At 39.9% G+C, this 23,074-nt stretch carries 20 protein-coding genes and 1 pseudogene; 2 read left to right on the top strand and 19 right to left on the bottom strand.

The window, feature by feature from the left end:
* Nucleotides 1-106: 106 nt before the first annotated feature.
* The 14 genes from RYO92_RS01780 to RYO92_RS01715 form a co-directional block, all read right to left on the bottom strand.
* Nucleotides 107-856 carry a response regulator transcription factor gene (locus RYO92_RS01780; protein ID WP_314832854.1) on the bottom strand — a complete coding sequence of 250 codons (750 nt, stop codon included), beginning with the start codon at nt 854-856 and terminating at the stop codon, nt 107-109.
* On the bottom strand, nt 834-2,525 hold the full coding sequence (locus RYO92_RS01775) for a sensor histidine kinase (protein ID WP_315369288.1): 1,692 nt from the start codon (nt 2,523-2,525) through the stop codon (nt 834-836). Before RYO92_RS01775 ends, RYO92_RS01780 begins: the two co-directional genes overlap by 23 nt.
* A 6-nt stretch (nt 2,526-2,531) precedes the next feature.
* A complete protein-coding gene (locus RYO92_RS01770; protein ID WP_315369327.1) occupies nt 2,532-3,500 on the bottom strand; it encodes a BMP family protein in 969 nt (322 codons plus the stop codon).
* Nucleotides 3,501-3,595: 95 nt separating this feature from the next.
* The gene (locus tag RYO92_RS01765; protein ID WP_315369287.1) at nt 3,596-4,477 is read right to left on the bottom strand and encodes a carbohydrate ABC transporter permease; all 882 of its coding nucleotides are present in this window, start codon (nt 4,475-4,477) and stop codon (nt 3,596-3,598) included.
* A gap of 26 nt (nt 4,478-4,503) precedes the next feature.
* Nucleotides 4,504-5,415, bottom strand: coding sequence for a carbohydrate ABC transporter permease (locus RYO92_RS01760; protein ID WP_315369286.1), 912 nt, complete (start codon nt 5,413-5,415; stop codon nt 4,504-4,506).
* Nucleotides 5,416-5,497: 82 nt separating this feature from the next.
* A complete protein-coding gene (locus RYO92_RS01755; protein WP_315369285.1) occupies nt 5,498-6,841 on the bottom strand; it encodes an ABC transporter substrate-binding protein in 1,344 nt (447 codons plus the stop codon).
* 198 nt (nt 6,842-7,039) lie between these two features.
* On the bottom strand, nt 7,040-7,507 hold the full coding sequence (locus tag RYO92_RS01750; RefSeq protein WP_315369284.1) for a low molecular weight protein-tyrosine-phosphatase: 468 nt from the start codon (nt 7,505-7,507) through the stop codon (nt 7,040-7,042).
* A gap of 132 nt (nt 7,508-7,639) precedes the next feature.
* Nucleotides 7,640-7,924: a hypothetical protein gene (locus RYO92_RS01745; RefSeq protein WP_315369283.1), complete on the bottom strand. Its 285-nt coding sequence runs from the start codon at nt 7,922-7,924 to the stop codon at nt 7,640-7,642.
* Nucleotides 7,921-8,508: a type IV toxin-antitoxin system AbiEi family antitoxin domain-containing protein gene (locus RYO92_RS01740; RefSeq protein ID WP_315369282.1), complete on the bottom strand. Its 588-nt coding sequence runs from the start codon at nt 8,506-8,508 to the stop codon at nt 7,921-7,923. Before RYO92_RS01740 ends, RYO92_RS01745 begins: the two co-directional genes overlap by 4 nt.
* A gap of 201 nt (nt 8,509-8,709) precedes the next feature.
* Nucleotides 8,710-9,567, bottom strand: coding sequence for a YitT family protein (locus tag RYO92_RS01735; RefSeq protein WP_315369281.1), 858 nt, complete (start codon nt 9,565-9,567; stop codon nt 8,710-8,712).
* A gap of 354 nt (nt 9,568-9,921) precedes the next feature.
* Nucleotides 9,922-11,055 carry a transglutaminase-like domain-containing protein gene (locus tag RYO92_RS01730; RefSeq protein ID WP_315369280.1) on the bottom strand — a complete coding sequence of 378 codons (1,134 nt, stop codon included), beginning with the start codon at nt 11,053-11,055 and terminating at the stop codon, nt 9,922-9,924.
* Between the two features lie 211 nt (nt 11,056-11,266).
* The gene (locus tag RYO92_RS01725; protein ID WP_315369279.1) at nt 11,267-11,794 is read right to left on the bottom strand and encodes a hypothetical protein; all 528 of its coding nucleotides are present in this window, start codon (nt 11,792-11,794) and stop codon (nt 11,267-11,269) included.
* A gap of 156 nt (nt 11,795-11,950) precedes the next feature.
* Entirely contained in the window at nt 11,951-13,327 is a 1,377-nt protein-coding gene (locus tag RYO92_RS01720; protein ID WP_315369278.1) for a phosphodiester glycosidase family protein, read from the bottom strand.
* 15 nt (nt 13,328-13,342) lie between these two features.
* Complete coding sequence (locus RYO92_RS01715; RefSeq protein ID WP_315369277.1) at nt 13,343-14,629, bottom strand: bifunctional glycosyltransferase family 2/GtrA family protein; 1,287 nt, start codon at nt 14,627-14,629, stop codon at nt 13,343-13,345.
* A 256-nt stretch (nt 14,630-14,885) separates the two neighbouring features.
* On the opposite strand from RYO92_RS01715, the gene RYO92_RS01710 reads away from it, so the two are divergent.
* Nucleotides 14,886-15,629, top strand: a complete 744-nt coding sequence (locus tag RYO92_RS01710) for a DUF6577 family protein (protein WP_315369276.1) — start codon at nt 14,886-14,888, stop codon at nt 15,627-15,629.
* A complete protein-coding gene (locus tag RYO92_RS01705) occupies nt 15,626-16,666 on the top strand; it encodes a nucleotidyl transferase AbiEii/AbiGii toxin family protein (protein ID WP_315369275.1) in 1,041 nt (346 codons plus the stop codon). The genes RYO92_RS01710 and RYO92_RS01705 overlap by 4 nt, the downstream gene beginning before the upstream one ends.
* A gap of 61 nt (nt 16,667-16,727) precedes the next feature.
* On the opposite strand, the gene RYO92_RS01700 is transcribed toward RYO92_RS01705, so the two are convergent.
* The 5 genes and pseudogenes from RYO92_RS01700 to RYO92_RS01680 form a co-directional block, all read right to left on the bottom strand.
* Nucleotides 16,728-17,975: an MFS transporter gene (locus RYO92_RS01700; protein WP_315369274.1), complete on the bottom strand. Its 1,248-nt coding sequence runs from the start codon at nt 17,973-17,975 to the stop codon at nt 16,728-16,730.
* Between the two features lie 99 nt (nt 17,976-18,074).
* A pseudogene (locus tag RYO92_RS11155) lies at nt 18,075-18,771 on the bottom strand (HigA family addiction module antitoxin).
* A gap of 300 nt (nt 18,772-19,071) precedes the next feature.
* A complete protein-coding gene (locus tag RYO92_RS01690; RefSeq protein WP_315369273.1) occupies nt 19,072-20,727 on the bottom strand; it encodes a restriction endonuclease FokI C-terminal domain-containing protein in 1,656 nt (551 codons plus the stop codon).
* Nucleotides 20,728-20,749: 22 nt separating this feature from the next.
* Nucleotides 20,750-21,817 carry a DNA cytosine methyltransferase gene (locus RYO92_RS01685; protein WP_314327892.1) on the bottom strand — a complete coding sequence of 356 codons (1,068 nt, stop codon included), beginning with the start codon at nt 21,815-21,817 and terminating at the stop codon, nt 20,750-20,752.
* A 488-nt stretch (nt 21,818-22,305) separates the two neighbouring features.
* Nucleotides 22,306-23,019, bottom strand: a complete 714-nt coding sequence (locus tag RYO92_RS01680) for a metallophosphoesterase (RefSeq protein ID WP_315369272.1) — start codon at nt 23,017-23,019, stop codon at nt 22,306-22,308.
* Nucleotides 23,020-23,074: the final 55 nt, after the last annotated feature.

The following is a 23,074-nucleotide window of genomic DNA, read 5'->3' as shown; positions in this document are numbered from 1 at the left end:
TATTGAATACATGATAAGTTACTGATTTTATTTGTTTTCTACATATATTTTATCACTTTTATTTATTTTACATATATTATGTATACATTTTTCGAAAAATATATCATTAATATGGTTTTTTTGCAGTATTTTTGTACTCCAATGGAGTAGCATTGTATGCTTTTTTAAATACTGTACTAAAATAAGTCGCGTCTTTAAACCCAACCATTTGAGAAACATCTGCCACTTTATATTGTGGCAACTCCAAAAACAAACAAGCTTTTTTTAATCGAAAAGCCAAAAGATAATCTGAAAAATTATCTTTCAAATGTAAGCGAAACAAGTCCGATAAATAGTTTGGAGAAATATGCAAAACATCTGCTATACTCTTGAGTCCTATTTTTTCTGCATAATGCACTTCAATATAATTCATCGCTTCTCTAACTAAATAATTTCCCACCTCAAAATTTTCTGAAAATACATTTTTTCCAACTGCTTCTCCATCATTCTTTCGTGTATTAAAACCAAGCTCTCTTAAAGCCATAAGAAGTTCTCTTGGATTAGTCGGCTTTGTGAGATATCTATATACCCCATATTTGATAGCCCGCTGTGCATAAGAAAACTCGCTATAGCCACTAAGGATAATAATCTTTATGCGCTCATCTTTCTCTCTTATTTTTTCTATAAAATCCAATCCATTACACTCAGGCATTCTTATATCTGTAATGAGAACATCAGGGTTTTTCTCCGAAATGGCGAGCAATGCAGAAATAGCACTTTCATAAGCCCCCACTACTTCCATTCCTTCTTGACCGGAAAGTAAAGTCCTGAGTCCCTGTCTAATTTTAGGTTCATCATCTACAATCATAATTTTCATGAAAAATCTCCTCTACTATTAACGGCAGATGAATTTCCACTGTGGTCCCATTATTCTTTTGAGAATGAATTCTCAAACCATAGCTCTGTCCGTAAATTAATTTGATTCGTTTCTCCACATTATTAAGACCAACACCCTTATCCAAAAGTATATCTTGTATCTTTTCTGCTTCCATTCCTTGCCCATCATCAATAACAGAAATTTTCAACTCTCCTTGATCTATTACTGCAATAATACAAACTTTACCTCCCCGCACCAAAGGTTCTAAGCCATGTTTTATTGCATTTTCTACAAGAGGCTGCAAGAGAAGTTTAGGACAAGGATACGCATTGCATGCTTCCTCTATGGAAATAGCATATTCCAAACGCTCCTCCATTCTACACTTCTGAATTTCTAAATAATTTCTAATGTATCTTACTTCTTCTTGCAAAGGCACTAATGTATTTGCACCTGATATAGAGTACTTTAACAATTCTCCCAAACGAACAATTAAATCGCTAATATCGTCCTCTCCTCTTGCTAAAAGCATCCAATTGATAGTATCTAAAGTATTGTACAAAAAATGAGGGTTGATTTGCGCTTGCAAAGCATTTAATTCTGCTGTCTTCTGCGCCATCTTTTCTTCCGTAACCACATGAATAAGCCTTTTAATTTCACCCAGCATAAAATTATAGGATTGAATTAAGCTTCCAATTTCATCCTTTTGATTCGTATGAACCTGAATGTCAAAGTTACCACTTTGTGCTTTCTCCATGGCCTTGGAAAGCTCTTTCAATGGCTTAGTTATCGTCCATGCAAGAAGAAAGCTGATTAGAAATCCCATAAGCACGGATATAGCAGTAATTGTGATTACTCTATTTTTTAACAGTTGTAATTGCGGAAAAATGTCTTTCGTAGCAACAATAGAAAATAGCCTCCATCCGGTAATGCCATTGTATTGACCACAAGCAAAATAGCTAACGTTACTCCAGTTAAATTGAAAGGTATGTTCTCCGGTATCATATCGTTCTTTTACTATATTAAGATACTCTGCCGGCACACTGGTATTCGAACAAATCACCTTCCCATTTTTATCTGTAATAAGAGTAATTTGATGATGAAAAGTACTTAAATTATTAATCAGTAATTGCATAAATATTTCGGGGTTAAACTCCAGAACAATTGATCCCTTCTTTTCCCCTTCCACCCATATAGTTCTAAGTAAAAAGATGGATCCGTCCTCTAGGCTGATCCATATATTTTTATTTTGCTTTACTTTATCCTCACCCAATTGAACGAAAAGTTCTTCTAAAGAAATTTGACTCATCTTATATTGGTAAAAAATTTCATCTTGTTGATTCAAAGCATATAAATTTTTAACCGAAGGAAAAACATTAATTTCCTGTTCTAAAATAAAAAGCTCCGTTTCTCCAAATATCTTTACTCCTGTCTCATTAATCATTTTATTGGGGGCAAACACCAAATCACTAATAACGTCAATCAATCTATCTAATGTTTCTATATGCTGCGTTATATTCATATCAATAAGGTTCAGCATATTTCCCATTTCTTCTTTTTTATTTTGAATAATTACACTTTGTACCGTTCTGTAAGAAATCACTCCACAAAGCCCGGTAATAAGTACAATAACCGCAATAATTGTGAATGACATTTTTTTCCAAAGACTCATTTGTTACTACTCCTTGCCCAAGTTAATCCGTCCTGCTTTCAAGTCTTTTTGTACGGTATCAATTTCCTCTATTACTTGTCCTCGTATTTTCTTACTATATTGCACGTGAAATAGATCTTGGCTCATTCCCAGTGAATATACCCTTTGCTTGCCAAGATGTCCCTTTTTATATTCGTCCATAATCCATGCGTAAACTTTATCAAAATCAAATATAACAGATGCCAAAACAATATTCTCATCTATAGAGCACTGATTCGTAGCAATTCCAATCATATTTGCTTTGCCCGGTTCTTCTTGAAGCGCCTGAAGGCTTCCTTGCCAAACCTTATTAGCATATACCAGAACAATGTCTGCATTTTCTTCTAACACTTGTTCTGTAATTTTATATCCTAAGTCAATATTATCCCAACTGTTGGTATAGGCCCTTAGACAGTGAGCCTGACCAAGCCCTCTTTCCCGGGCAACGCGAACAGCATTTTTCTCATAAATGTCCAACATTTTCTTCATTGGCTCATTCGGAAATCCTGCAATATTTGCAAACACTCCTGTTTTCGTTAGTTTCCCGGCTATACAGGAAGCAATATAGGCTGCTTCCTCCTCTTTAATTTGAACAGAGACTATATTCTTTTGATTTAAAAACGAACCATTGATAATACAAAACAAGGTATTTTTATATTGAGGCGCTGTAGCTTCTATAACATCATTAAATTGTGCGCCTGCCCCGATAATGAGACCATATCCCTGATCAGCATATTGTAAAACCTTACGTTCAAAATCTTTCTCTGCTATGTTCTCGATATATTCTATTCGCTGATCATTTTTTGCATTATAGGATTTAATGCCATCAATATTTGCCTTGTTCCAGCTCATATCCTCCTCAGAACCGGAGAGGAGGACAATGACTTTTTGTGAATAAGTCCTTTGTACAGAAAATCGATAGCAAATAAGATAAAGAAACAAAATAGTCAAAATCATTAATGCACAAAAATATTTAATCATCACTTTTCGACTATTAGTTCTCATAAAGAATATCCACCTTATTGCCCGCTCGTATTATGATTCACCTTCTTCTACCCCTTCACCGCTCCCATGGCCAGTCCTTCCACGAACTGTTTCTGGCAAAGGTATACCAGTACCAAAACCGGTAACAAGCTAATTAGAGAAGTTGCCGCCATTGGTCCCCAATCCAAGCCCTTATCAGTGATAAATCCCGCAATAACCACAGGCAATGTCTTAGACTTATTGATACTTAAAATAACTGCAAAGAGGAATTCATTCCAGGCTCCCACAAAGGCTAGGATTCCTGCCGCCACAATGCCGGACTTTGTTACCGGAAAAACCACATAGAAGAAGCGACTTAGGAAATGGCATCCGTCAATTCTGGCAGATTCCTCCATCTCAATAGGCACCTGGGCGAAGAAGCCCATCATCAGCCAGATAACCAATGGCAGGTTAAAGCTGGTATTCATAATAATCAAAGCCGGCAGGGTATCAATAAGCTGTAGCTTTCGCATCACAAGGTAGATGGGAATTGCTGTAGCAATAGCCGGATACATTTTCTGAATCATAAACCACAGGCCAAAAATCTGACGGGTAAGGTTGGAGAACTTTCCTCGCACCAGACTATAAGCGGCCATAGAGCCAAAAAGCAAAGAAATAGCGGTGGAGCTAAGACTGACAATCATGGAATTCATAAACTGTCGTCCAAGACCATTCATGGACAGTACCATTTTAATATTTTCCATGGTGAAAACATGGGGAATCAAAAGAGGCGGATTCGCCAAATACTCCGCCCTAATTTTAAAAGCACTGGAAAAAAGCCAGTATAAGGGAAATAAAACCAGCAACATCAGCACAGCGGTAAACACTATACGAAAAGGCCTTCCCCACACATTTCCCAATATTTCATGCACCATAGAATCATTTGCATCCATTCTTTGCTTTCTAGCCATAATCTTCTTCCTTTCTACTTCTCAGATTACAAAACTTTCTCTTCCACATGTCTTCTCCAACGAAGGAAAAGGAAACTGATAATGGTCATAGAGAAAACGAAGGCCATAGCCAGAGCCGCCGTATAGCCGGCATCAAAGAACTTCAAGCCTTGCTTGTAAATGTAGTTCGGTAGCATTTCCGTAGCATTTCCCGGACCGCCGTTGGTCATAGTATAGATGGTGTCAAACACCTTAAAGGCATCTACAAAGCGAAGCATGAGTACAATAATCAGTAAAGGACTAATCATAGGAAGCACGATTTGGAAAAAGATATGGCGATTCTTCGCCCCGTCCACCCTGGCAGCTTCCAGCGCATCTTGGGGAAGGGACTTTAGTCCTGCCATGGTAATGATGCATACCCAGGGAATCAACTGCCACACATTGACAAAAATCACCGCAGGCATAGCAGTTTTCGGATTACTCAACCAGTTCATTTGGGGTACACCCACAAAATGCAAGAGGTAATTAATGATTCCCGTACTGCCGTCCAGCATCATTCGAAATAAAGTACCGATGGCCACCGGAGCCATAATCATGGGAATCAAGAGTAATGAAGTAAAAATGCGATAAATTCTTTTGGTACCGCAAAGCATCATAGCGGCCAAAAGCCCTAAAACCAACTCTAAAGATACGGAAACTACCGCAAAAAGAACCGTGTTCCCCACACTCACCCCCAAGTTTTTGTCCTGAAGCATCCGAAGATAATTCCCAATGCCGATGAACTTGGGAACGGCATTGGGAAGATTGATTTTGTATTGAAATAAACTGAGATAGAGGGAATACAGTAGGGGTAACAAGGCCGTAAAGCCTAAGAATAAAATGGTAGGAAGCAGGAAAAGCCAAGACCACAGCCTTTCTCCTCTACCCCTATTTCCTTTTCTTATTTCTGTGCCATTCATACTGTATTCCTCTAACTTTCTAGCATATTCTTTTTAAAACTGTTTTTTTGAGACAAGCAAAAATACTTCTCTACAAAATAGATTAATGATTATAGTTCTTGGTTCCCTCTTCAGGAGGTGCCTGCTGCAATGCTTCTTCCACGGCAGCCTTCATTTCCTTTACGGTAGTATCCAAATCGCTTTGTCCGGAAAGGTAAGCGGAAATCAAAGTGTTAAAGCTGGTGTCCACCTGTGTGGAAGCAGCCACTCTCCACCACATATTTGCAGTGTCCAAAGCCTCACGAACGGTATCCATATAAGTTCCCTTGATGCCATCCTCTTCCCAGAAAGCCTTTCTTGGAGAAAGAATGCCGTGGTTGTCATAGAATTCTTTTTGCTTGTCTAAGCTGGTGTACATCTTGATCCACTCCCAAGCCAAATCCTTGTTCTTGGAGCCTTCCGGAATTGCGCAGTCCCATGCGGAAAGAAGGGTGATTCCTGTCTTCTCCTTTGGAATTACGGACAATGCCCATTTTCCTACTACCTTGGACTTTTCAGGATTGTCAGCATCCTGTACCAAACCTAATGTAGGCCAGGTCTCACAAACTGCTGCATCTCCGTTTAAGAAAGCCTGAATGGACTGATCGGTTCCCCAGTTTAACCAGTTTGGATCCAAAGATTCCTGTAAAGCATTCAAATGCTCTAAGGACTTTCTGGTTTCGGGAGAATCAATGGTAACCTTCCAATCCTCATCCGCCCATGCACCACCGTTAGACCAAAGCACATAGTCAAAAACGCCGCCCAGCTGCCCGGTGATACCGGAGATGGAAGCACCGTAGAAGCCTTCATCCTTCTTGGTTACCTTCTTTAGTTCTTCTCTGTACGCTTCCCAAGTATCCGGAAGTCCGTTCGGGAAAATGTCGGTACGGTAAGCAAAAAGCTGTGGTGTGGAAGCATTGGGAATTCCGATGTACTTGTCCTGCCACTTTCCGGAGTTTGCAATAACATTGTCAATAAAGTCCTCCGCCTTTACGCCGTCCTTCTCCATATAAGGCTGTAAGTCTGTAAGGTAAGGCGCAAATTCTCCGTCCCACTGGCTGGCTACATCAATCACATCATAGGTTCCTGCACCGCTGGTAAAGTCCAAAAGCATCTTCTGGTGAAGCTCGGTGTATGGCATGTCGATAACTTCCACCTTAGCACCGGTTTTCTCTTCAAACTCAGCCACCATAGACTTAGCCGCATCTGCATAAACGCCGGACATATAAAGAACAGTCAAGGTTTCTCCACTGCCCTTTGCCTTCTCTTCTCCCGCAGCGGCTTCGGACTTTCCCTCCTCCGCCTTAGCAGATGCATCTCCGGCATTTCCCTCTGTCTTTGCTCCGCAAGCCAGTAAAGTTGCCCCTAAGGAAAGGGCCAATACCGCGGATAAAACTCTCTTTTTCATTGTTTTCCTCCCATCTTTCTTGTATATTCTGAACAAATAACTATCTGCATTATACCCTACTTATGTAAGTTTTCAATAAGCAAAAATACAAAATATTCCCATGTATTTTAGGCAAAACACACAAGCAAACACAACTCGCACAGGTTTAAACAAAAAATAAAAGAAGTCGGCACTGTATTTCTACAGCACCGGCTTCTTTTACTTCTCTTTAATCTGTTCCCATAGTCCCCTACATCCCTCTAGGATATCTTCATAACAGGCCTGAAATTCCCCGCTATACCAAGGGTCGGCAATGGGATGAGGATGGTCGGTATAATCTCCAAGGAGGGAAACCTTGCCTTTGGGGTCTCCGCCTAAAATCCGACTCATATTCTCCCGATTTCTTTCATCCATCCCTATGAAATAATCATAATTTTCATAGTCTTCTTTTTGCAATTGGCAGGCTCTTTTTTTATTGCAATCAATTCCCAGGCCTTCCAGAATTTCCCGTACCGGAGGATAGACAGGATTCCCCTGTCCACGATAAATTTCCTCCGAAGAGGTGGCTTTGGAAGATACTTGAAATTCTTCTGTTCTCCCATGCTCCTCCAAAATTCTTTTAAACAGAAATTCCGCCATAGGGCTGCGGCAAATGTTGCCGTGGCAGACGAAACAGATTTTTAACATAGTGTTTTCCCTCCTAAAGTGCCGTGGATTGCCCTGTTTTGCAAGGTTTTCTGCGCTTTCTCAAAAACTACATTATTTTGAAATATTAGAGAAATAAGGTAAATTAGTGCAAGATGTCACTTTTTGGCACAATTAGCTCCACATCTTTTTCTCGTGACTCCAAGAATGCTCAAATAACTCATCCTTTTTTATAGCATCCACGATGGGGAACAGTAGAATTTTTAACAATTGTACAGTTTCTTCAAAACCAAGTTTTACTAAGGCTTTTTTCTTTTTCACAAATGAATTCCATCTCATCAGCCTTGTTTCATCATCTGTGAATCCATTCTCAAAAGCAGCAATATCATCAAACGAAGTACCACGGTGATTAATCGCCTGCTTCTTCAACCTGTCTTTTACCGATATTGCACTTATCATACCAGTACCTCCAGATACTTGTTTATAATATCCTTACACTTAAGCATTTCTGCATATCTAATCAGCTTATTTAAATTACGATCTTTTCTATGAAGATAATTGCTAAGAACCTCCTTTGTTTCCTCAACACCCGTTTTTTCTCTATAAAACACGATATCCGCAACTGTTTTCTCTATATCATAAATACGAAACTTATTATTACCAACTTCTATGATTTCTGCACCTACAGAAAAACGTTCCTCTGTAAAATAGTATATATTTAATACCGGCCATTCCGGAAGAGTCGACACCCTTGCTTTTCTTGGAATTGCTATATCTATGGCATCCGGACGATAAGTAGACAGGTTATAATAAACAGCGGCACTCAGAAGACAAATAACGCCATTTGGCACATACGCATAAGCATAATAGAAGTCAGACTCTTCTCCATCAAAATTCGTATTTTCATAATATTTCTTATTTAGTTTTATGAAGATTCCTTGTTTAACCAATTGGCTGATTTTGTAATATGACAAGCCTTTATCTTTTAGTTCTTGAATTGAAAAAATCAATTGGTCGTTGGAAACTTTTGAATATTTTTCCATCTCAACTACCTCTACATCTATTATCCATATGCATATCTTTTTTTAAACAAAATGCGGCATATTTTGGATTGTGCCGCATTTTGTTTAAATTCATATTAGTCTTTTTATATTTCCGTGTCAATAAGCGTTGAAATGCCTAAGTGAAATGTCTAAGAAATTCTTATTTCCCCTGCCTGCAACTCATCAACTCTACTATTTTTCCTACCACTTCTTCGGCGTATAATGAATCTCCGCCACATTATAAACGGTAATAAACGCCTTCGGATCTTCCTTCTCCAAAAAGGCCATCAGCTTCTGATATTCCTGCCGATCCACTACCGCCACAATCTCCTTCTTCATCTCATGACTGTAGGCTCCCATAATGTCATAGATACTCATGCCGCTATGGATGCGATTCAAAATAAATTCTGTAAGAATAGCCGCCTTTTCCTCGGTGGTAATCACGCAAACTCTCTTTTTAATGGTCTGTCCAAAGATAAAATGGTCCAAAAGGATGCCATTAAAGTAGGTGCCTAACACCGATAAAATCACGCTTTTTGCATCAAAGGCAAAGATGGATAGGAGGGAAATGCAAAGCCCCGCAAGTCCCATGGCTTGTCCCACATCCATGTGTAGATATTTCTGCATCATCTTTGCTACCACATCCAAGCCTCCTGAACAGGTATTTCGATTAAAGAGAATAGAAAGTCCGATGCTGACAAAGAAAATGTAAGCTACCACATCTAAAAAAACATCCCCTGTTAAGGATTGATTATTGGGAAAAAGCTTTTCAAATAAAAGCAACACCGCCGGCAGCATGATGGTGCCATAGGCTGTTTTATAGGCAAATGCGTGACTCACAAAAAAATAGGACATGATCAGCAGGATAATATTTAAAGCCATCACTAAAGTCGCCACAGAAAAGGGTAGAAAATGATGAAGCACAATGGCCAGACCGGAAATCGAAGATACTGCCACATGACTGGGCACCTGAAAGAAAAAGACTGCGGCAGCCACTATGACTATGCCCACATTCACCATGATAATATCCTTCACTTTTGCAGAAAGCGCTGTATTCATTTTGTCGTCCCCCTTTGGAATTCTGCTACCAGTATAGCACTCTATTGTAGCGGAAAAAAGACCTGCGAATGTTCACGAAGGGGTATTGATTACTCTTTTTTTATTTCTTTATCAACTGAAAAAATCTTTACTCTATTGATATTCACTTTCTGAAAGAAAGGCATCTCTTCCAAGACTTTTCTAAAAAGAAAAAAGCATCTCCAAAACCTCTATACAGAAAGAAAATGGAAATGCTTTTTTACATGTTTTTGATACTGTTTAGTAGCGTGTTTCAACAGAAGTGTTTCAGTAGAAGCTTTTCAGTAGAAGCTTTTCAATAGAAGCATTCTGATTTGTACGCTTTTCTTTCCCCGATTATGCCTTCTTTGCAAAGCTGTAGGTATAAACGAATTGATCCGGAGTGTAGTTATCAAGCTTTACTCCGTCAACCTCTGCGTATGGATAGCCGAAATCATTTAAAGCCTCTCCATCCTGTGCAGGGTTCAAGGTAAGGTCTCTTCCATCGGACAAAATCATACGCTCTGCATCGCAGTTACCAAAGTAGTATTCCTGCTTCTCCTTGGTTTCTGCCTGATCTTTTGTCCAATTATTCTTTAAAACAGCCTTTAACACATCGGCGGGATCTGCGGAAACCCAACCGGTTCCCTTTAAATAAAACTCTGCCCAGCAGTGCTGATTCTTGGTGATATCCTCCGCATTGATACGGATTCCAAAATGCTCTCTGGCAGGAATTCCGGATGCACGGCAAAGGGCTACAAACATGGAGTTGATATCGGTACATTTTCCGGACATAGTTGTGTCCAAAAGAGCACAAACGTCTCCCTCACCACAACCCTTCACGCTCTCATCTCGATTCATATTGGCAATAACCCAGTCATAGATAGTTCTTGCCTTTTCTAAATCTGTGGTCTTTCCTTCGGTTACTTCCGCGGCCTTGTTCTTCACCTGGTCATTTAAGGGAAGGTTCTTGGAAGGCTCCAGATACTTCTTCACATCCTCCGGAAGCTCCGCCTTCTCATCCTCCTTGAATTCAGGGCTAACAATTTCTTCTCTCTTTACCTGTAAATCCAGCTTAACCACTCTATCGGCGGGCTCGGCATTTTCATCCCATTCCACATAAAGCATCTGATTGCCCCAGTCGTCTGTATTCATTTCCGCCTTAGCATTTCCGGCATCATACTTTACGTCCTCAACAGTCTGATACTCACTGCTTTGCGGCACAGGAATCCAAAGGCGAACCTTCTTTCCTTTTTCATACTTGGATAAGTCAATGGTATTGTTTACCGTTCCCTCTACCATCTTCTTTTCGGAAACCTCTGCCTTTTCTGTTGCCTTCTCTGTGCTCTTCTCTGTAGCAGCAACAGATTCCTTACTTTGCTCGGTACCCTTTGCAGTGCTCTCCACATTACTTGATGCCTTATTTCCGCAGGCAGCCATCAGCACTCCTACTGTTCCCAAGAGCAACACGAACTTTAAGCTTTTTCTCATTTTTTCCTCCTTAAGCCACTCTTTTAAGCTGTAACGAAGAAGAGTATACGCCAGAGAACCACAGGAGAGAAATTGGATTATTTTATAAATTATCAGTTTTATTGCATAGGCCTATAAACACCAATCCATTATTATAGTCTTAAACCACACTGCCACCGCGAAAAAAGAGCTTATCTTACACGACAAGCCCTTTTCCATTTTCCCTTACAGCTTATTCTTTCTTTGCCAATAAAGCACCGATTCCTCCGGACACTAATGCCAAAATTCCCACCACCAAGTAAATCCATTCAAAAGTGCCGCTGGTTCCGTATATGTCCAATACCCCTTTATAGATGGAGCCTACCGTAAGTACCGCCACGCCGCTCTTCCAAAGGAAGAATGCCAAAGAGGTGAAGAATAGCTTCTTTTCCCCTGCCTCATCCCCATTTTCCAAAGAAAAATTCCAAAGGCGATTGCCTGTGCATAGGTTGATAAACTTTGGAAGGAAAATGAGGGTTAATGGGAGTAAAAAGGCATAGCTCATGAAAGCTGAGCTGACTCCATGGGAGAAAAGTCCGTAAATCTTTGCGAAGACAAAGACAAAAACCGTGGTCAAAGTAATGGGAAGAAGCGATTTCCAGGATAACTGACTCGTTCCATTGTCAGAAATATTCTGCCTGCTCTGCATCGTCTCCATCCTTTCTTCAGCATTGTCCTGACGACTTGCCGAATGATAATAAATAACTTGATTCTTTTCCATTTGATATCTCCTCTATACTGATTTTCATATCTTTATACTGATTTCCATATCTTTAGTTTACATTTCGTATTTTTACTGATTTTCGTATCTTAACCACTTTTATAACTTTAACTTGATTTTCATATCATTATGTTGGTTTCCGTAGAATTCCCTATCTTATGAGCTCTTTCCGATATATAAGATATCGCTGACTGCTCTCTCGGAAATCTTGTTTCCATTGGTGGTGGGGTTATTGACTACCTCTCCCTGGAACACCATGGTGGAGGATCCACCGCCATCCAAGTTATAGACATTTGTCGCTCCTAAAGACTTCATAAAGTTCGCCAACTCGTAAAGGCTTAATCCCGCACTTTCAGAAGTTCTTCCGTCAGATACCACAAAGAGATAATGGTTCTTAGCCACAGTGCCGATGGCTGTTCTTGGGTTGCTGGCCATCGCCATACCTACCTCATCATTTTCCGAAACGGCTACCTGTCCGTTCTCTACCAAAACCGGTCCAAAGGAAAGAACCTGCCAAGCCTGCTTCTGTATCAGAGAGTCTGTAGTGGTGTCGGATTCGGAAATGAAGGAAAAGCTTCCGTCCTTAGAAATCACCATATCTTCTCCGTTACTTCCCTGACTTCTGTACACCACACCGTTTCGAATCACATACCCGCTCTGTCTTGCCCCGTAGTAGTCTCCGTTAATCGCTAAAACCGCATTGTTTTCCTCTGCCATATCGGAAGTAGTGTCGGTAATGTTTCTTCCATAGGTATTATTTGCAAATGCGGAAAGAATACTTGTTCCGTCTGTTACCTCCACATCTGCCACATAAATATTACTATCATAGGCTCTATACTGAGTTACGGTAATTTTGCTCTTACTATCAGAGTACGTGCCGATTACCGTTCCGGAACTTGTGCTGCTTGTACTACCGGAGGAATTCGTAGCAGATTTCGTAGTGGATTTCGTAGTAGATTTCGTTTCGGATCCGGTGCTGCCCGAGTTTCCGTTAGAATTTGCTTTACCGGAATTATTCTTGGAAGAGTTTCCTGAGCTGTTGTTAGAAGAATTATTCGCGGAATTTCTCTTTCCGCCACCGGGTCTACCCTGTCCTCCCCGTCCCGGGCCACCTGGACCATGTCCGCCCGGTCCGCCATTTCCGGGTACACCGAAGCCCTGTCCATTATCGAATCCACCATTTCCGCCAAAGCTCTGATCGGAGCTGTTTTCATCGTAATTCTCGTTATTCTCGCCATCCTGATGATAGCCGTCTTGCTTAAATCCATTTTGCCCGGAATCATCTTGATTAAAGCCACTTTGTCCGGAGTTATTGGAACTTAAACCGTCCTGATCCTGATTAGCTGCATAGGCATTTTCCGCCTCTGTACTCTCCTCTTCATTTATAGACAGCCCGTTGGAATCTAAGTTCTGTCCCGACACCGTCTGCATAGGGTGAGGGATTACGAAGGTATCCAGGAGGGCATAGGAGGTAAATGAAGCCAATGCCACACCGCATATAATTCCTGCTTTTTTTCCGTTAAACTTTCTCATTATTTTATCCTTTCCTTATGCCTGTACCTGCATAATCTGCTTGTTTTTCTCTTTTACGACTTCTTCAAAAACTGCTAATTCCTCATCCTTTTTTTCAGAAAATGCCGTAGAATCTTCTATCTTTGTTAATCCACGGGATCTCATAAGTTCTTTCTCCTTCACCCCTGCTTTCTTGCTATTTTTCTTTTCGAAAATCCATTTCTTTTGCACGAAGTAGGACAGGCAGAACAACAAGCCTTCCGTTAAAATCTTCGCCAGGTAAGGATTCATTCCCAAGCTTCCTACAATTCCCGATAAAATAAAGCTGTTAATTAAGAAGATAAATGCCGCCAGTCCTAGATAGGAAAGGTACTCTTCCTTCTTAAAGCTCTTTAGTGCGGATAGATTCCACTTAGTTCCCTTCTGCGCTCTAGCGTTTTCCATCCTCTTTTTGCTTTCTGCAATATCTTCCTTCTCTCCATCCGTGGAAAATACCATGGTCTTGTTTAAGAAAAAATTTATGTGTAGGGAAATGACTCTTGCCAGGAAATTCGATACAAACAGTCCTCCTGTAATCAGGAAGAAGAAACTGTAGAGCAAGAAATCCGCCAGGAAGGATACTAAGGAGCTGGCAGAGAATTTTAAAATCTGCTTGTAGATCCGATAGGAATCCTTCACCGTATCAAAATGGCTTTCCGCATTGTCATTGATATATACCGTTTCAATAGGTACTTCTTCCATAGGCACTCCTTCCTTTGCCAAATACAAAAGCACATTCATTTCATACTCATAACGTTCCCCCGGAATATCCAACATTTCCGGAATCATCTTGCCGGAAAACGCTCTCATCCCTGTCTGGGTATCCTTTACCTCTACCCCTGTGCACAGATTGAAAACCTCCTTGGTAATTCCGTTTCCGATTCTGGAACGAAGAGGAGAATCCTTGGACTGGGTTCTGCTGCCAAGAATCAGAGTATCTTTTTTTTCCTCTGCTACAGAAAGTAAGTTGAGGGCGTCCTTCAGCAAATGTTGTCCGTCCGCATCCAAGGTGATAATGGTGAAATCCCCTTGCAGTCCCACATTTTCCTTCTGCAAATATTCCAGTCCCGCCTTTAAAGCGGCACCCTTTCCTCTATTTTCCGGGAAGGACAGCACTCTGGCCTCCGTTTCCCTTTCTATCTTATGGAAGAGAGACAAATACTCCTCTCCCGAACCATCATTTACAATCAGGCAATCCATTCCATGTTCTTCAATTCCTTTTACAAATTCCAATAACTGTATATTTGGTTTATAAGCCGGTATTAAGGCAATCCTCTTTTTCATGCTTATCCCTCCTTGTCTGCTTTAGTTTCCTGAATGAAAGTTGGAAGCACTTGCTTCAATTCCTTTCATGGCTGGAGTATAGGAGAAAAAACTGAAATGAAGCTGAAAAAGAAGAAAAAAATCAGCTTTAGCCATATCGGCAAAAAAAATAAAATTTGCCGATATGGTATTGTGTTCTCACTAGTTAACGATATATTATATAGTGAACCATAACGGCAAAAAAACAAGAATTTGCCGCTATAGAAAAGAGGTCTGAATGAAGGATTATTTACTTAGGGATACGTTGCCTGACTATACCATTTCAAGACAGGATATCTTAAAGCTGGCACAAAAAAGCAATCCTCTTTTTCGTGAAGGGCAACTTAAAGGATTACTTTCATACATGATTGAAAATTCAAAACTCGAACATATCGGACGAAACCAATATAGAAAAGTCATAGATTCAGCGAATACGATAAAATATGAAAATCAATACTCCGATATTTCCTTGCAAATAATTTCTATTATGGATGAGGAATTTCCTTTGATTGAATACAGAATTTGGGAATTCAGCTGGCTGAATGAATTTCTCAATCATCAGATTGGCCGCAATTACATCTTCCTTGAGGTAGAAAAGGACGGATGCGAATTTGTATTCGAACGAATAGTATCTGAATTTGCGGGAAAAGTACTTCTAAAACCTGATTTAAACCAGATTCTTCGCTATGGCATCGATAACAGCATAATCATCGATCGTCTAATTAGTGAATCTCCAAAAGGAAGGAATAATCAGCATCAACTGGCAATTGAAAAACTGATAGTTGATTTATTTGCTAACAAGCGGCTAAAGGACATGCTCTCTTTCGGAGATTATCCGGCGGCTTTGGAGGCTATTTTTTCATTATACGAAGTCGATCAAGTAAAAATGTTTCGGTACGCACGACGCAGAAACAAAGAAAGAGAACTACGGGAATTCCTTCAAAATAAAACGAACATCGAGCTGAAGGTTGGTGATGTATGATAACAAGAGATAACTTCACATTGGAACACGTACTTAGTTTAAAGAAAAATCAAATGGTGGACAGTTTCATTTTAGAAAGAAGCATTTATGCCTTCGGACTTCTTGAAGCTCTATGCAGGGTTAAGATGCCCTTTGTCTTTAAGGGAGGAACCAGTCTGATGCTGCTCTTGGATCACCCCAGGCGTTTATCTACGGATATCGATATCATCGTTTCTCCGGGAATAGATATAGAGCATTATCTGGATGAAGCCGGAAAAATATTTCCTTTTAAAAAAATTGAGTGTCAAATCCGAAAAGGAAAAAATAGCATTGAAAAACGACACTATAAATACTACTATAACTCTCCTCTCAAATCCGAGGCTCCTTTTTACATTTTGTTAGACATCCTATTTGAGGAAAATCACTATTCCAATATTATTCAGAAGCCAATAAAAAATAATTTGATTATTACGGAAGAGCCTTACTATGAAGTTAGAGTTCCAAGCATAGATTGTATTCTTGGAGATAAACTAACAGCATTTGCTCCTCATACAACTGGAATTCCTTTCGGCGTAGATAAAGAACTGGAAATCATTAAGCAAATGTATGATGTAGCAACACTGGTGGATTTTATCGACAACTTTGAAGATATCCGTAAATCTTACACTAGAACCGTTTTATCTGAGATACAGTATAGAGGAATCGCTACCAACGAAGAAAATGTTCTTCGCGATACACTGGAAGCCGCTGTATCCATTGCCTCAAGAGGTCAATACGGAAAAGATTACGATAAGTATTTGCGAGGAATAAAAAGCATTGTCACACACGTATATGCTGAACGTTTTTCTGCAGAAAAAGCTGCAGTTATGGCTTGTAAAGTCATGCATATAGCAGCATGTCTTTTAAAAAATATCCCTTATGAAGCAATTGAAGACTATCCATCCTATATAAAAGCAGAAATAGGAAACTCTAAGTATTCAAAACTGTCAAAACTTAGAAAATTTGATATACAAGGCTTTGCTCATGTCGTAAAAGCAATTGAAATTCTTCAAGAATAGCACTGGAAAATATAATTTGTAGCTTTATTGGAAATAGCTTTGGCCCGAATTTAAAACGTCCCTAATTTCCAGTCCCCTCACTGATGTCCGGCTCATAGAGCCTGCGAACCTCTTTTTGCCTGACTAAAATCAGAACAAAACCGGCCAGTAAGGTGAACGTTCCACCAATCATAATGCACCACCGATAATCCAGAATCTCTCCGAGAAAGCCCATCACCAAAGAAAATGCACTGCAGCCGGCTGTAACCAGAACCCCCTGGAAAGCATTGACCCGAGACCGGAGTCTCTCCGGAATATACCTCTGTACTGCTGCATCTCTTATGATGGCGCTGTTACTCCCGAGAAAGCCGCAAATTCCTCTGTTTAAAAGCATCAAAGGATAAGGAAGCCAGAGCAAACACATATCCATCGCGGAATATGTTTGATAGACAAAAAACACAAAACCGAACTTCTTCTTATCCGGAATTTTAATTCGATATTGTAATGCACTGCCGATGGACCTTCCTATAAACTCTACCACGGAAAATGCGGCATACATTGCCGCCGTGAATCCCGGAAAAGTACGGAAAAAAGCGATGAGAAGGGGAGAATAGGCACAGGTAACACCATTGCTCACCGCCATATATTCATAAAGACCTAAAAGGCCGCGTTCTTTCTTTAAATACTGTACCGCCTCCCGTATGTCCGAGACCCATGCCTGAAGAGAATAGGTCGTAGAATCATGACGTTCCGTTTCATCCAGACGAATAAAACTCTCCGTGATAGCGGCAAGAAGCGATAGTCCGCCCTGCGCAATCAGAATCCATGCCACACCGAACGTGTCCAAAAGTACCGCGGCAAACGGAGTCATAATCACCGTTAAAACCGGATAAAGCATGGAAGATACCGCGTAACCCTTTTGCTCAGCTCCTTTCGGGATTAATTCCGGATAAATACTGGTGAAGGCCAACTCGTCTACCGATCCGAGACAGGCCAGAAGCAAAGACAGCGCGAGATACCCAATGTAGGAAAAGTCAAAAAACAATAACCATAGTCCCATGCCGAAAATCAAAAAGGAATTTGCAACATCTCCCATGACCAAAAAAGTCTTTCTCGGAAGTCGATCCATAATAGGCGCAATGACGATAGGAATAAACAGGAAGGGAAGAAGCTGTATTGCGAGAATTAGAGCGGATGCCAAAGTGCTCCCGGTTTCATCGAAAACCAGGAATGCCAGCGCAAAACCTCCTGCAATTCCCCCGATAGTACCCATCGTAGACGCAAGAATCACCAAGCTGAAATTTCGATTCCAAAGTTTTGTTGTTGTCATATTTCCCTCTGCATACCTATTTTCTTCCACAATACCCGACAATAGTATTTTATTAAAAGTATAATCCCGATAAGGAATTTTATAGCCTTCTCTTAAAAACTATACAACGACTTTATAATGATCCTTTAATTCATTCAACATATTATGCTTAATGCATCCTTCGTTTTGCAATCTTCCAACCACAATCCCAGGTGCAATGCCTTGCTTCTCAGCGAACGCACGTATACTTGATGCGGAAAAGCTCTTACGGTCAACAAATTCAGCAAAATCATTGCCCGGGATTAATGTGTCCCCGGACCAAGAATTTGCAGCTTTCTCATCATCCTCTGATGTTCCATTCAATTGACTTATATGTCCTAAAACGATATGCGCTAGTTCATGAAATAGACTGAACCAAAACTTATCCGCGTCTTTTCCTCTCGCAGTTAATCCTACAACAATCTTCTTCCCGTCCATAAAGGAAGCTCCTTGTAAAAATGAGCCTTGTAAATGCGGCAAAAAAACAAGTGCAATTCCGCACTCTGCAAGCATACTTTTAAGCTTCGGGCTTTATTAATTTTTCTCTGTATATCGCCTCTAAATTATTCCAAAACTTTGCAGGTACTCCAAGCACCATCTCCAATCTAACAGCTACCTCCGGAGTTAACTGTACTTCTCCATTGATAAGCTTACTGATATGCTTTTCAGACATATCCATTCCCGCAGCAAACTCTTTTTGACTCATTCCTCTGTCCTTAAGCTGCTCTTTTATCGTCGCTCCGGGCGGTGTTGCAATAACGCTACGACTTCTCACCATAGTGCTACCCCCTATTCCATTTCACTTTTCTAATGGTAATCCACTATCTCCATAATATGAGCTACCTGTATCTTATTACCATGTTTTTCAAATACCATTCTATACGGATGAACTAAATCAACTGCATATTGACCTTTACGGTTATTCGTCAATGGGTTACACCTACCAATAATACTGTTTTAAAACGAGTAGACATTTAGTACATTTCCTTACTTAAACTTGGTCTGATTTTGTATGCTCCTAATGCTCCTACAAATTAAGTCTCATGAAATCAGGAACAAAAAATGTCCAAAGTTAATATCAGTGTATAAACCCAGAAGAATCAGCAACTTTTGTATTTTTCCAAAGCTCTAGTCCATATACATCATTAGTAAAACTATTCTCACATACATCTTTTAACGCCACTTGACGATCAAGGCTAAAAATACTTCTTAAATCTCTATGACTGTACTTACGTACTCCATTTTGATGGTTTTCAATCATCTTGATAAAATTAGATATGGTAATACCGGAGCCATGTATACCACTTTCCTTCACTTCATCTTGTATCTGTTTATCAATAGACTTTCCAAAGCCACCTGCAATATACGTAAAAAAGCCAATAGGAAATGGACTAGAACTATAAGACTGAATACGTTTTAGATAGTTATGCACCATACGGTTATGATGGTCTCCACTAATGCTATACTTGCTATATGCCTTATTATCAACTATCGCTTGGTAGCCTTCAGAATCAGAAAGTAACAAAATATCAGGAGCAGATTTACTCCCTGTTTGTCCAAGATGCTTTGCATTGTAGCCAAATACATCTTTAAATAGTTCTGTTGTGGCCACTTCAAATTCTGTACATTCTTCACGTCCTTTAAATGCCATTTCAAAATATGACGATAAAAAAGCTCCCACAGCACCATGAGGATATACTTTGTTTAAGATCTCTTCAACTAAATCTGATGAAATACCCGTTTCCTCAGTTATTTCCGAAATTAGTCCTGGCGTTATTCCAGTAATGGGCTTCATAAGTGATGTTTTGATATAAGCAGTTCTAATTTTCTGTTCAGCAATTATACGAGCAGTTACAGTCTGAGTCTTTTCTAAATTTCTAATGTCTTTACGATGTTTCGGGTCAAGTCCATATTTTCTTTGGAAAAATTCATGATCTGTTGGTCTATCTATAAAAGGCAAATGAGATGATAAGATAGCATCCACTTCAGCCTGTTTTTCTTCTAAAATAACTAAATTTCTATCCTCATTTCGTTTTGCCAACTGAATATACTCAATCCAATTTATCATTGTGTTAGCCATATCCTGTAAATGGCTGAAAGGGTGGTCAGGGTTAACCTCCCCACGACTAGGCTTATATAGTTCATAAAAATTGGAATCTAAGCATTTATCGCCTACCTCACGAAATCGAAGAATCTTTTGAACAACCATCTCATAAACTGATTCTTTCTCATTCTCTGCATCCACTGCAATTATCTTAGCTATTTCATCCTGTGTCAAATAGCGTTCTAATCTATCATCTGATAAGAGTCTTAGTAAAAAGCGGAAAGGACGAATTTTAAAGCGTTCACTTACTTGAACGCCTCTTCCCATAGAAAAAGAAGATGGAAACTGATATTTCAGTACCTGCTGTTTTAAAACATCTACAGGAGAATCTCCATTCATGATGGCTTCTCCTGCCAATGTTAATTTAATATTTCCCGTCTTGGCATGATTGAAAATCAATCCCAATGAAACGAGCCACGCCACATAGGTTCTACCGCCAGAACCAGATTGGTCACGGCGAGCTCCAACACGTTTTAGACCTGCTTTTTCAAGTGCATCCTCATATGCCATTTGGGTACCACGTTGCCCAGACCATTCTTGATTCAAAGAAATATCAGCAAAGGTAGCAAGAACTTCCGGTACACTATCAAGTTTTCTTTTAGGTCGCGTCACCCACCAATAATTCAGCATAGTCATCTCCTCTAGTCATAAATTACGAGAAACTTGGTTCTACAGACGGATAATCTATTCCGGCAAAAGTATTTAAAATAGCACTAAATATTATCTCAGCTCCTTTTGGAGGCACAGCCATTCCAATCTGTTTTCTAACTGAAGAATATTTTCCAATAAATTCAAAATCATCTGGAAACGTCTGTATCCTAGCACGTTCTCTATTAGTAAGTTCTCTCTGTTCCTCTGACCAATGATACATATAAGTTCCACCGCCACCTGCAGCTGTTACAGTATAAGATGGCTTGTTCGGATCAAGTTTTCTATAAATTTGGCTGATTTTTGTTCTTGTCTTAATCATTAACTCTGGAGGTATATTTTCTGCCTGCCATATATTTTGTCCCGGTTTAATGTAAGAAAGGCGCAGTTTAACAGTATCCTGTAATTTACGAATTTCATTATTTGGAGCATCATCAGGAATATTTGATAATGCAGTTCCGGAAGTAATATCACAATGTCTATATAATTCTGGTGACGGCACCTTGAACTTGATTCCTTTAGCATCCAAATCATTACGAATCCCAACAATAATAATCCTATGACGTGTTTGTGGTACTCCATATTCCTCAAATTTATACATATTTGTTACTAACTTATAACCAGCTTTAGCCAAGTCATTTAATATTATTTGAAAATGACTACCATCCCCTGCTGATCGCATACCTGTTACATTTTCGGCGAGAAACCACTTAGGTTGATAATATTTTAGTACTTCAACCCCATATGTATAAAGTTGCCCAAATTTATCGTTTTCCAGCCCCTGATGTTCTCCCACATGAGAAAACGAATTACACGGAAATCCGTATGCAAAAGCATCTATTGGTCCCAGAGCCGGAATATCAAGTTCTCTAACATCCCTACAATATACAGAAGCCCCATCTCCATGACATATATTCTTTATGTATGTTTCACATGTATCTGTATCAAAATCATTTGCCCAAGCATGAACTATAGACTTCTCACCATCATCACTCTTCGCATTATGTGCTCCACAAGCAATTCCTCCTGGGCCACAGAACAACTCTCCCAGTCTAAACACTTCTTTTGACATTTTGTCTCCTCCTAGGCTTATACGTGTTCCCAACGTTCACAGCGGATAATGCCGCCGGCATTTAATAGATAAAAGCACCCTTTTAAATAATACTGAAATTCAAAGATGCTTTTTCATTGTATCATTTCACACCCGAACAAAAAACAACATATCGTAGTTACTACTAAGTTTATTTTCAAAAGATAAACTCCAAAAATTCGTACACATATATTATTTTCTTTATTAACTTTAGTCTTTTCACTTGCCTATTTACTCCCAGCAAGGTCCTCATAGGATAAGAAAAGGACTGTGAAAAATCAATATTAAATAGCTTTTCGGTAATATAGGCCTGAAAGAGGGGCAATCTGAGCCCGCGGGTACTTGCGAAAAACGAATGCCCAGCAGTTTTTCGCTTAGTACCCTACCCGTTGGGCGAGTTTAGCGAGAGCGTGCCTCGATTTCAGGCCTATATTACTTAGAAAAGCATTTATTTTTTTCCAGCTCTTTTCTTAGACCTCTACCACCTCATACTCCCCCGTCTCAGAATCTATCACCACCATGGCAGATTCCCCAATCTGCGTACCTTCCCTATCTGTGGAGAAAACATCTGTAAAGATCATTCCTCCCTGCTCCATGATTTTTTCCACCGGAGTATGACCCACAACCTGCTTATATTTTCCCCCTCGAAATGCCTTTCTCCGTACATCCAATGCTCTTAGCCAAAGGGGCGATTCATCATTCCATAGCTTATCCTGAGAAGCAGTATTTACCGAATGAAGGACTTCATCTATATCCGCATCCAAGAGTTTCTTGTTTAGACTTTTTACAAATTCCGTGCTAAGACCTGCATGGGAGAACAAAACTCGACCTATTCTATGCATAATGTTGATCTGAGAGGAATCTTTCAGGCTCTTTTCCAGCTCTTCCAGTTTTTCCATCACCGTCCGCTCTGCATAAGGAGAATAGCCGCTTTCCAGTCGTCCCCAGGGATAGCTTAGGTCATGGTTTCCGTAGCACCAAAGGGTATCCGGATAGTCCTTGGCAAATGCAATAGCCCTGTCGTAGATTGCTCTGTACCGATCAATCTGAACTTCCATATCCCAGTCGTCCGGCATGTCCATAAGACAGACTGCCAGATCTGCCTTACCCGACTTTAAGACATTTTCCGCCTTATCAAATATCCAAGTTTTTAAATGCACATCCGGTATGACCAGTACTTTCATATTATCCCACTCCTCTACTCAACAGCTTTTCTGCTCTACAGCCTTTTCTACTCCA

Source organism: Oribacterium sinus, from assembly GCF_963553175.1.
GTDB classification, from domain to species: domain Bacteria; phylum Bacillota; class Clostridia; order Lachnospirales; family Lachnospiraceae; genus Oribacterium; species Oribacterium sinus_B.
The sequence above is the reverse complement of the archived record's forward strand: the minus strand, read 5'-3'. Positions and strand labels throughout refer to the sequence as shown.

Coding starts and splice junctions, on each gene's coding strand:
- RYO92_RS01755 (WP_315369285.1), bottom strand. CDS start 6,841: ATGAAAAAGAGAGTTTTATCCGCGGTATTGGCCCTTTCCTTAGGGGCA.
- RYO92_RS01780 (WP_314832854.1), bottom strand. CDS start 856: ATGAAAATTATGATTGTAGATGATGAACCTAAAATTAGACAGGGACTC.
- RYO92_RS01775 (WP_315369288.1), bottom strand. CDS start 2,525: ATGAGTCTTTGGAAAAAAATGTCATTCACAATTATTGCGGTTATTGTA.
- RYO92_RS01730 (WP_315369280.1), bottom strand. CDS start 11,055: ATGAGAAAAAGCTTAAAGTTCGTGTTGCTCTTGGGAACAGTAGGAGTG.
- RYO92_RS01770 (WP_315369327.1), bottom strand. CDS start 3,500: ATGATTTTGACTATTTTGTTTCTTTATCTTATTTGCTATCGATTTTCT.
- RYO92_RS01760 (WP_315369286.1), bottom strand. CDS start 5,415: ATGAATGGCACAGAAATAAGAAAAGGAAATAGGGGTAGAGGAGAAAGG.
- RYO92_RS01685 (WP_314327892.1), bottom strand. CDS start 21,817: ATGTCAAAAGAAGTGTTTAGACTGGGAGAGTTGTTCTGTGGCCCAGGA.
- RYO92_RS01725 (WP_315369279.1), bottom strand. CDS start 11,794: ATGGAAAAGAATCAAGTTATTTATTATCATTCGGCAAGTCGTCAGGAC.
- RYO92_RS01750 (WP_315369284.1), bottom strand. CDS start 7,507: ATGTTAAAAATCTGTTTCGTCTGCCACGGCAACATTTGCCGCAGCCCT.
- RYO92_RS01765 (WP_315369287.1), bottom strand. CDS start 4,477: ATGGCTAGAAAGCAAAGAATGGATGCAAATGATTCTATGGTGCATGAA.
- RYO92_RS01700 (WP_315369274.1), bottom strand. CDS start 17,975: ATGACAACAACAAAACTTTGGAATCGAAATTTCAGCTTGGTGATTCTT.
- RYO92_RS01710 (WP_315369276.1), top strand. CDS start 14,886: ATGAAGGATTATTTACTTAGGGATACGTTGCCTGACTATACCATTTCA.
- RYO92_RS01680 (WP_315369272.1), bottom strand. CDS start 23,019: ATGAAAGTACTGGTCATACCGGATGTGCATTTAAAAACTTGGATATTT.
- RYO92_RS01720 (WP_315369278.1), bottom strand. CDS start 13,327: ATGAGAAAGTTTAACGGAAAAAAAGCAGGAATTATATGCGGTGTGGCA.
- RYO92_RS01745 (WP_315369283.1), bottom strand. CDS start 7,924: ATGATAAGTGCAATATCGGTAAAAGACAGGTTGAAGAAGCAGGCGATT.
- RYO92_RS01715 (WP_315369277.1), bottom strand. CDS start 14,629: ATGAAAAAGAGGATTGCCTTAATACCGGCTTATAAACCAAATATACAG.
- RYO92_RS01740 (WP_315369282.1), bottom strand. CDS start 8,508: ATGGAAAAATATTCAAAAGTTTCCAACGACCAATTGATTTTTTCAATT.
- RYO92_RS01705 (WP_315369275.1), top strand. CDS start 15,626: ATGATAACAAGAGATAACTTCACATTGGAACACGTACTTAGTTTAAAG.
- RYO92_RS01735 (WP_315369281.1), bottom strand. CDS start 9,567: ATGAATACAGCGCTTTCTGCAAAAGTGAAGGATATTATCATGGTGAAT.
- RYO92_RS01690 (WP_315369273.1), bottom strand. CDS start 20,727: ATGCTGAATTATTGGTGGGTGACGCGACCTAAAAGAAAACTTGATAGT.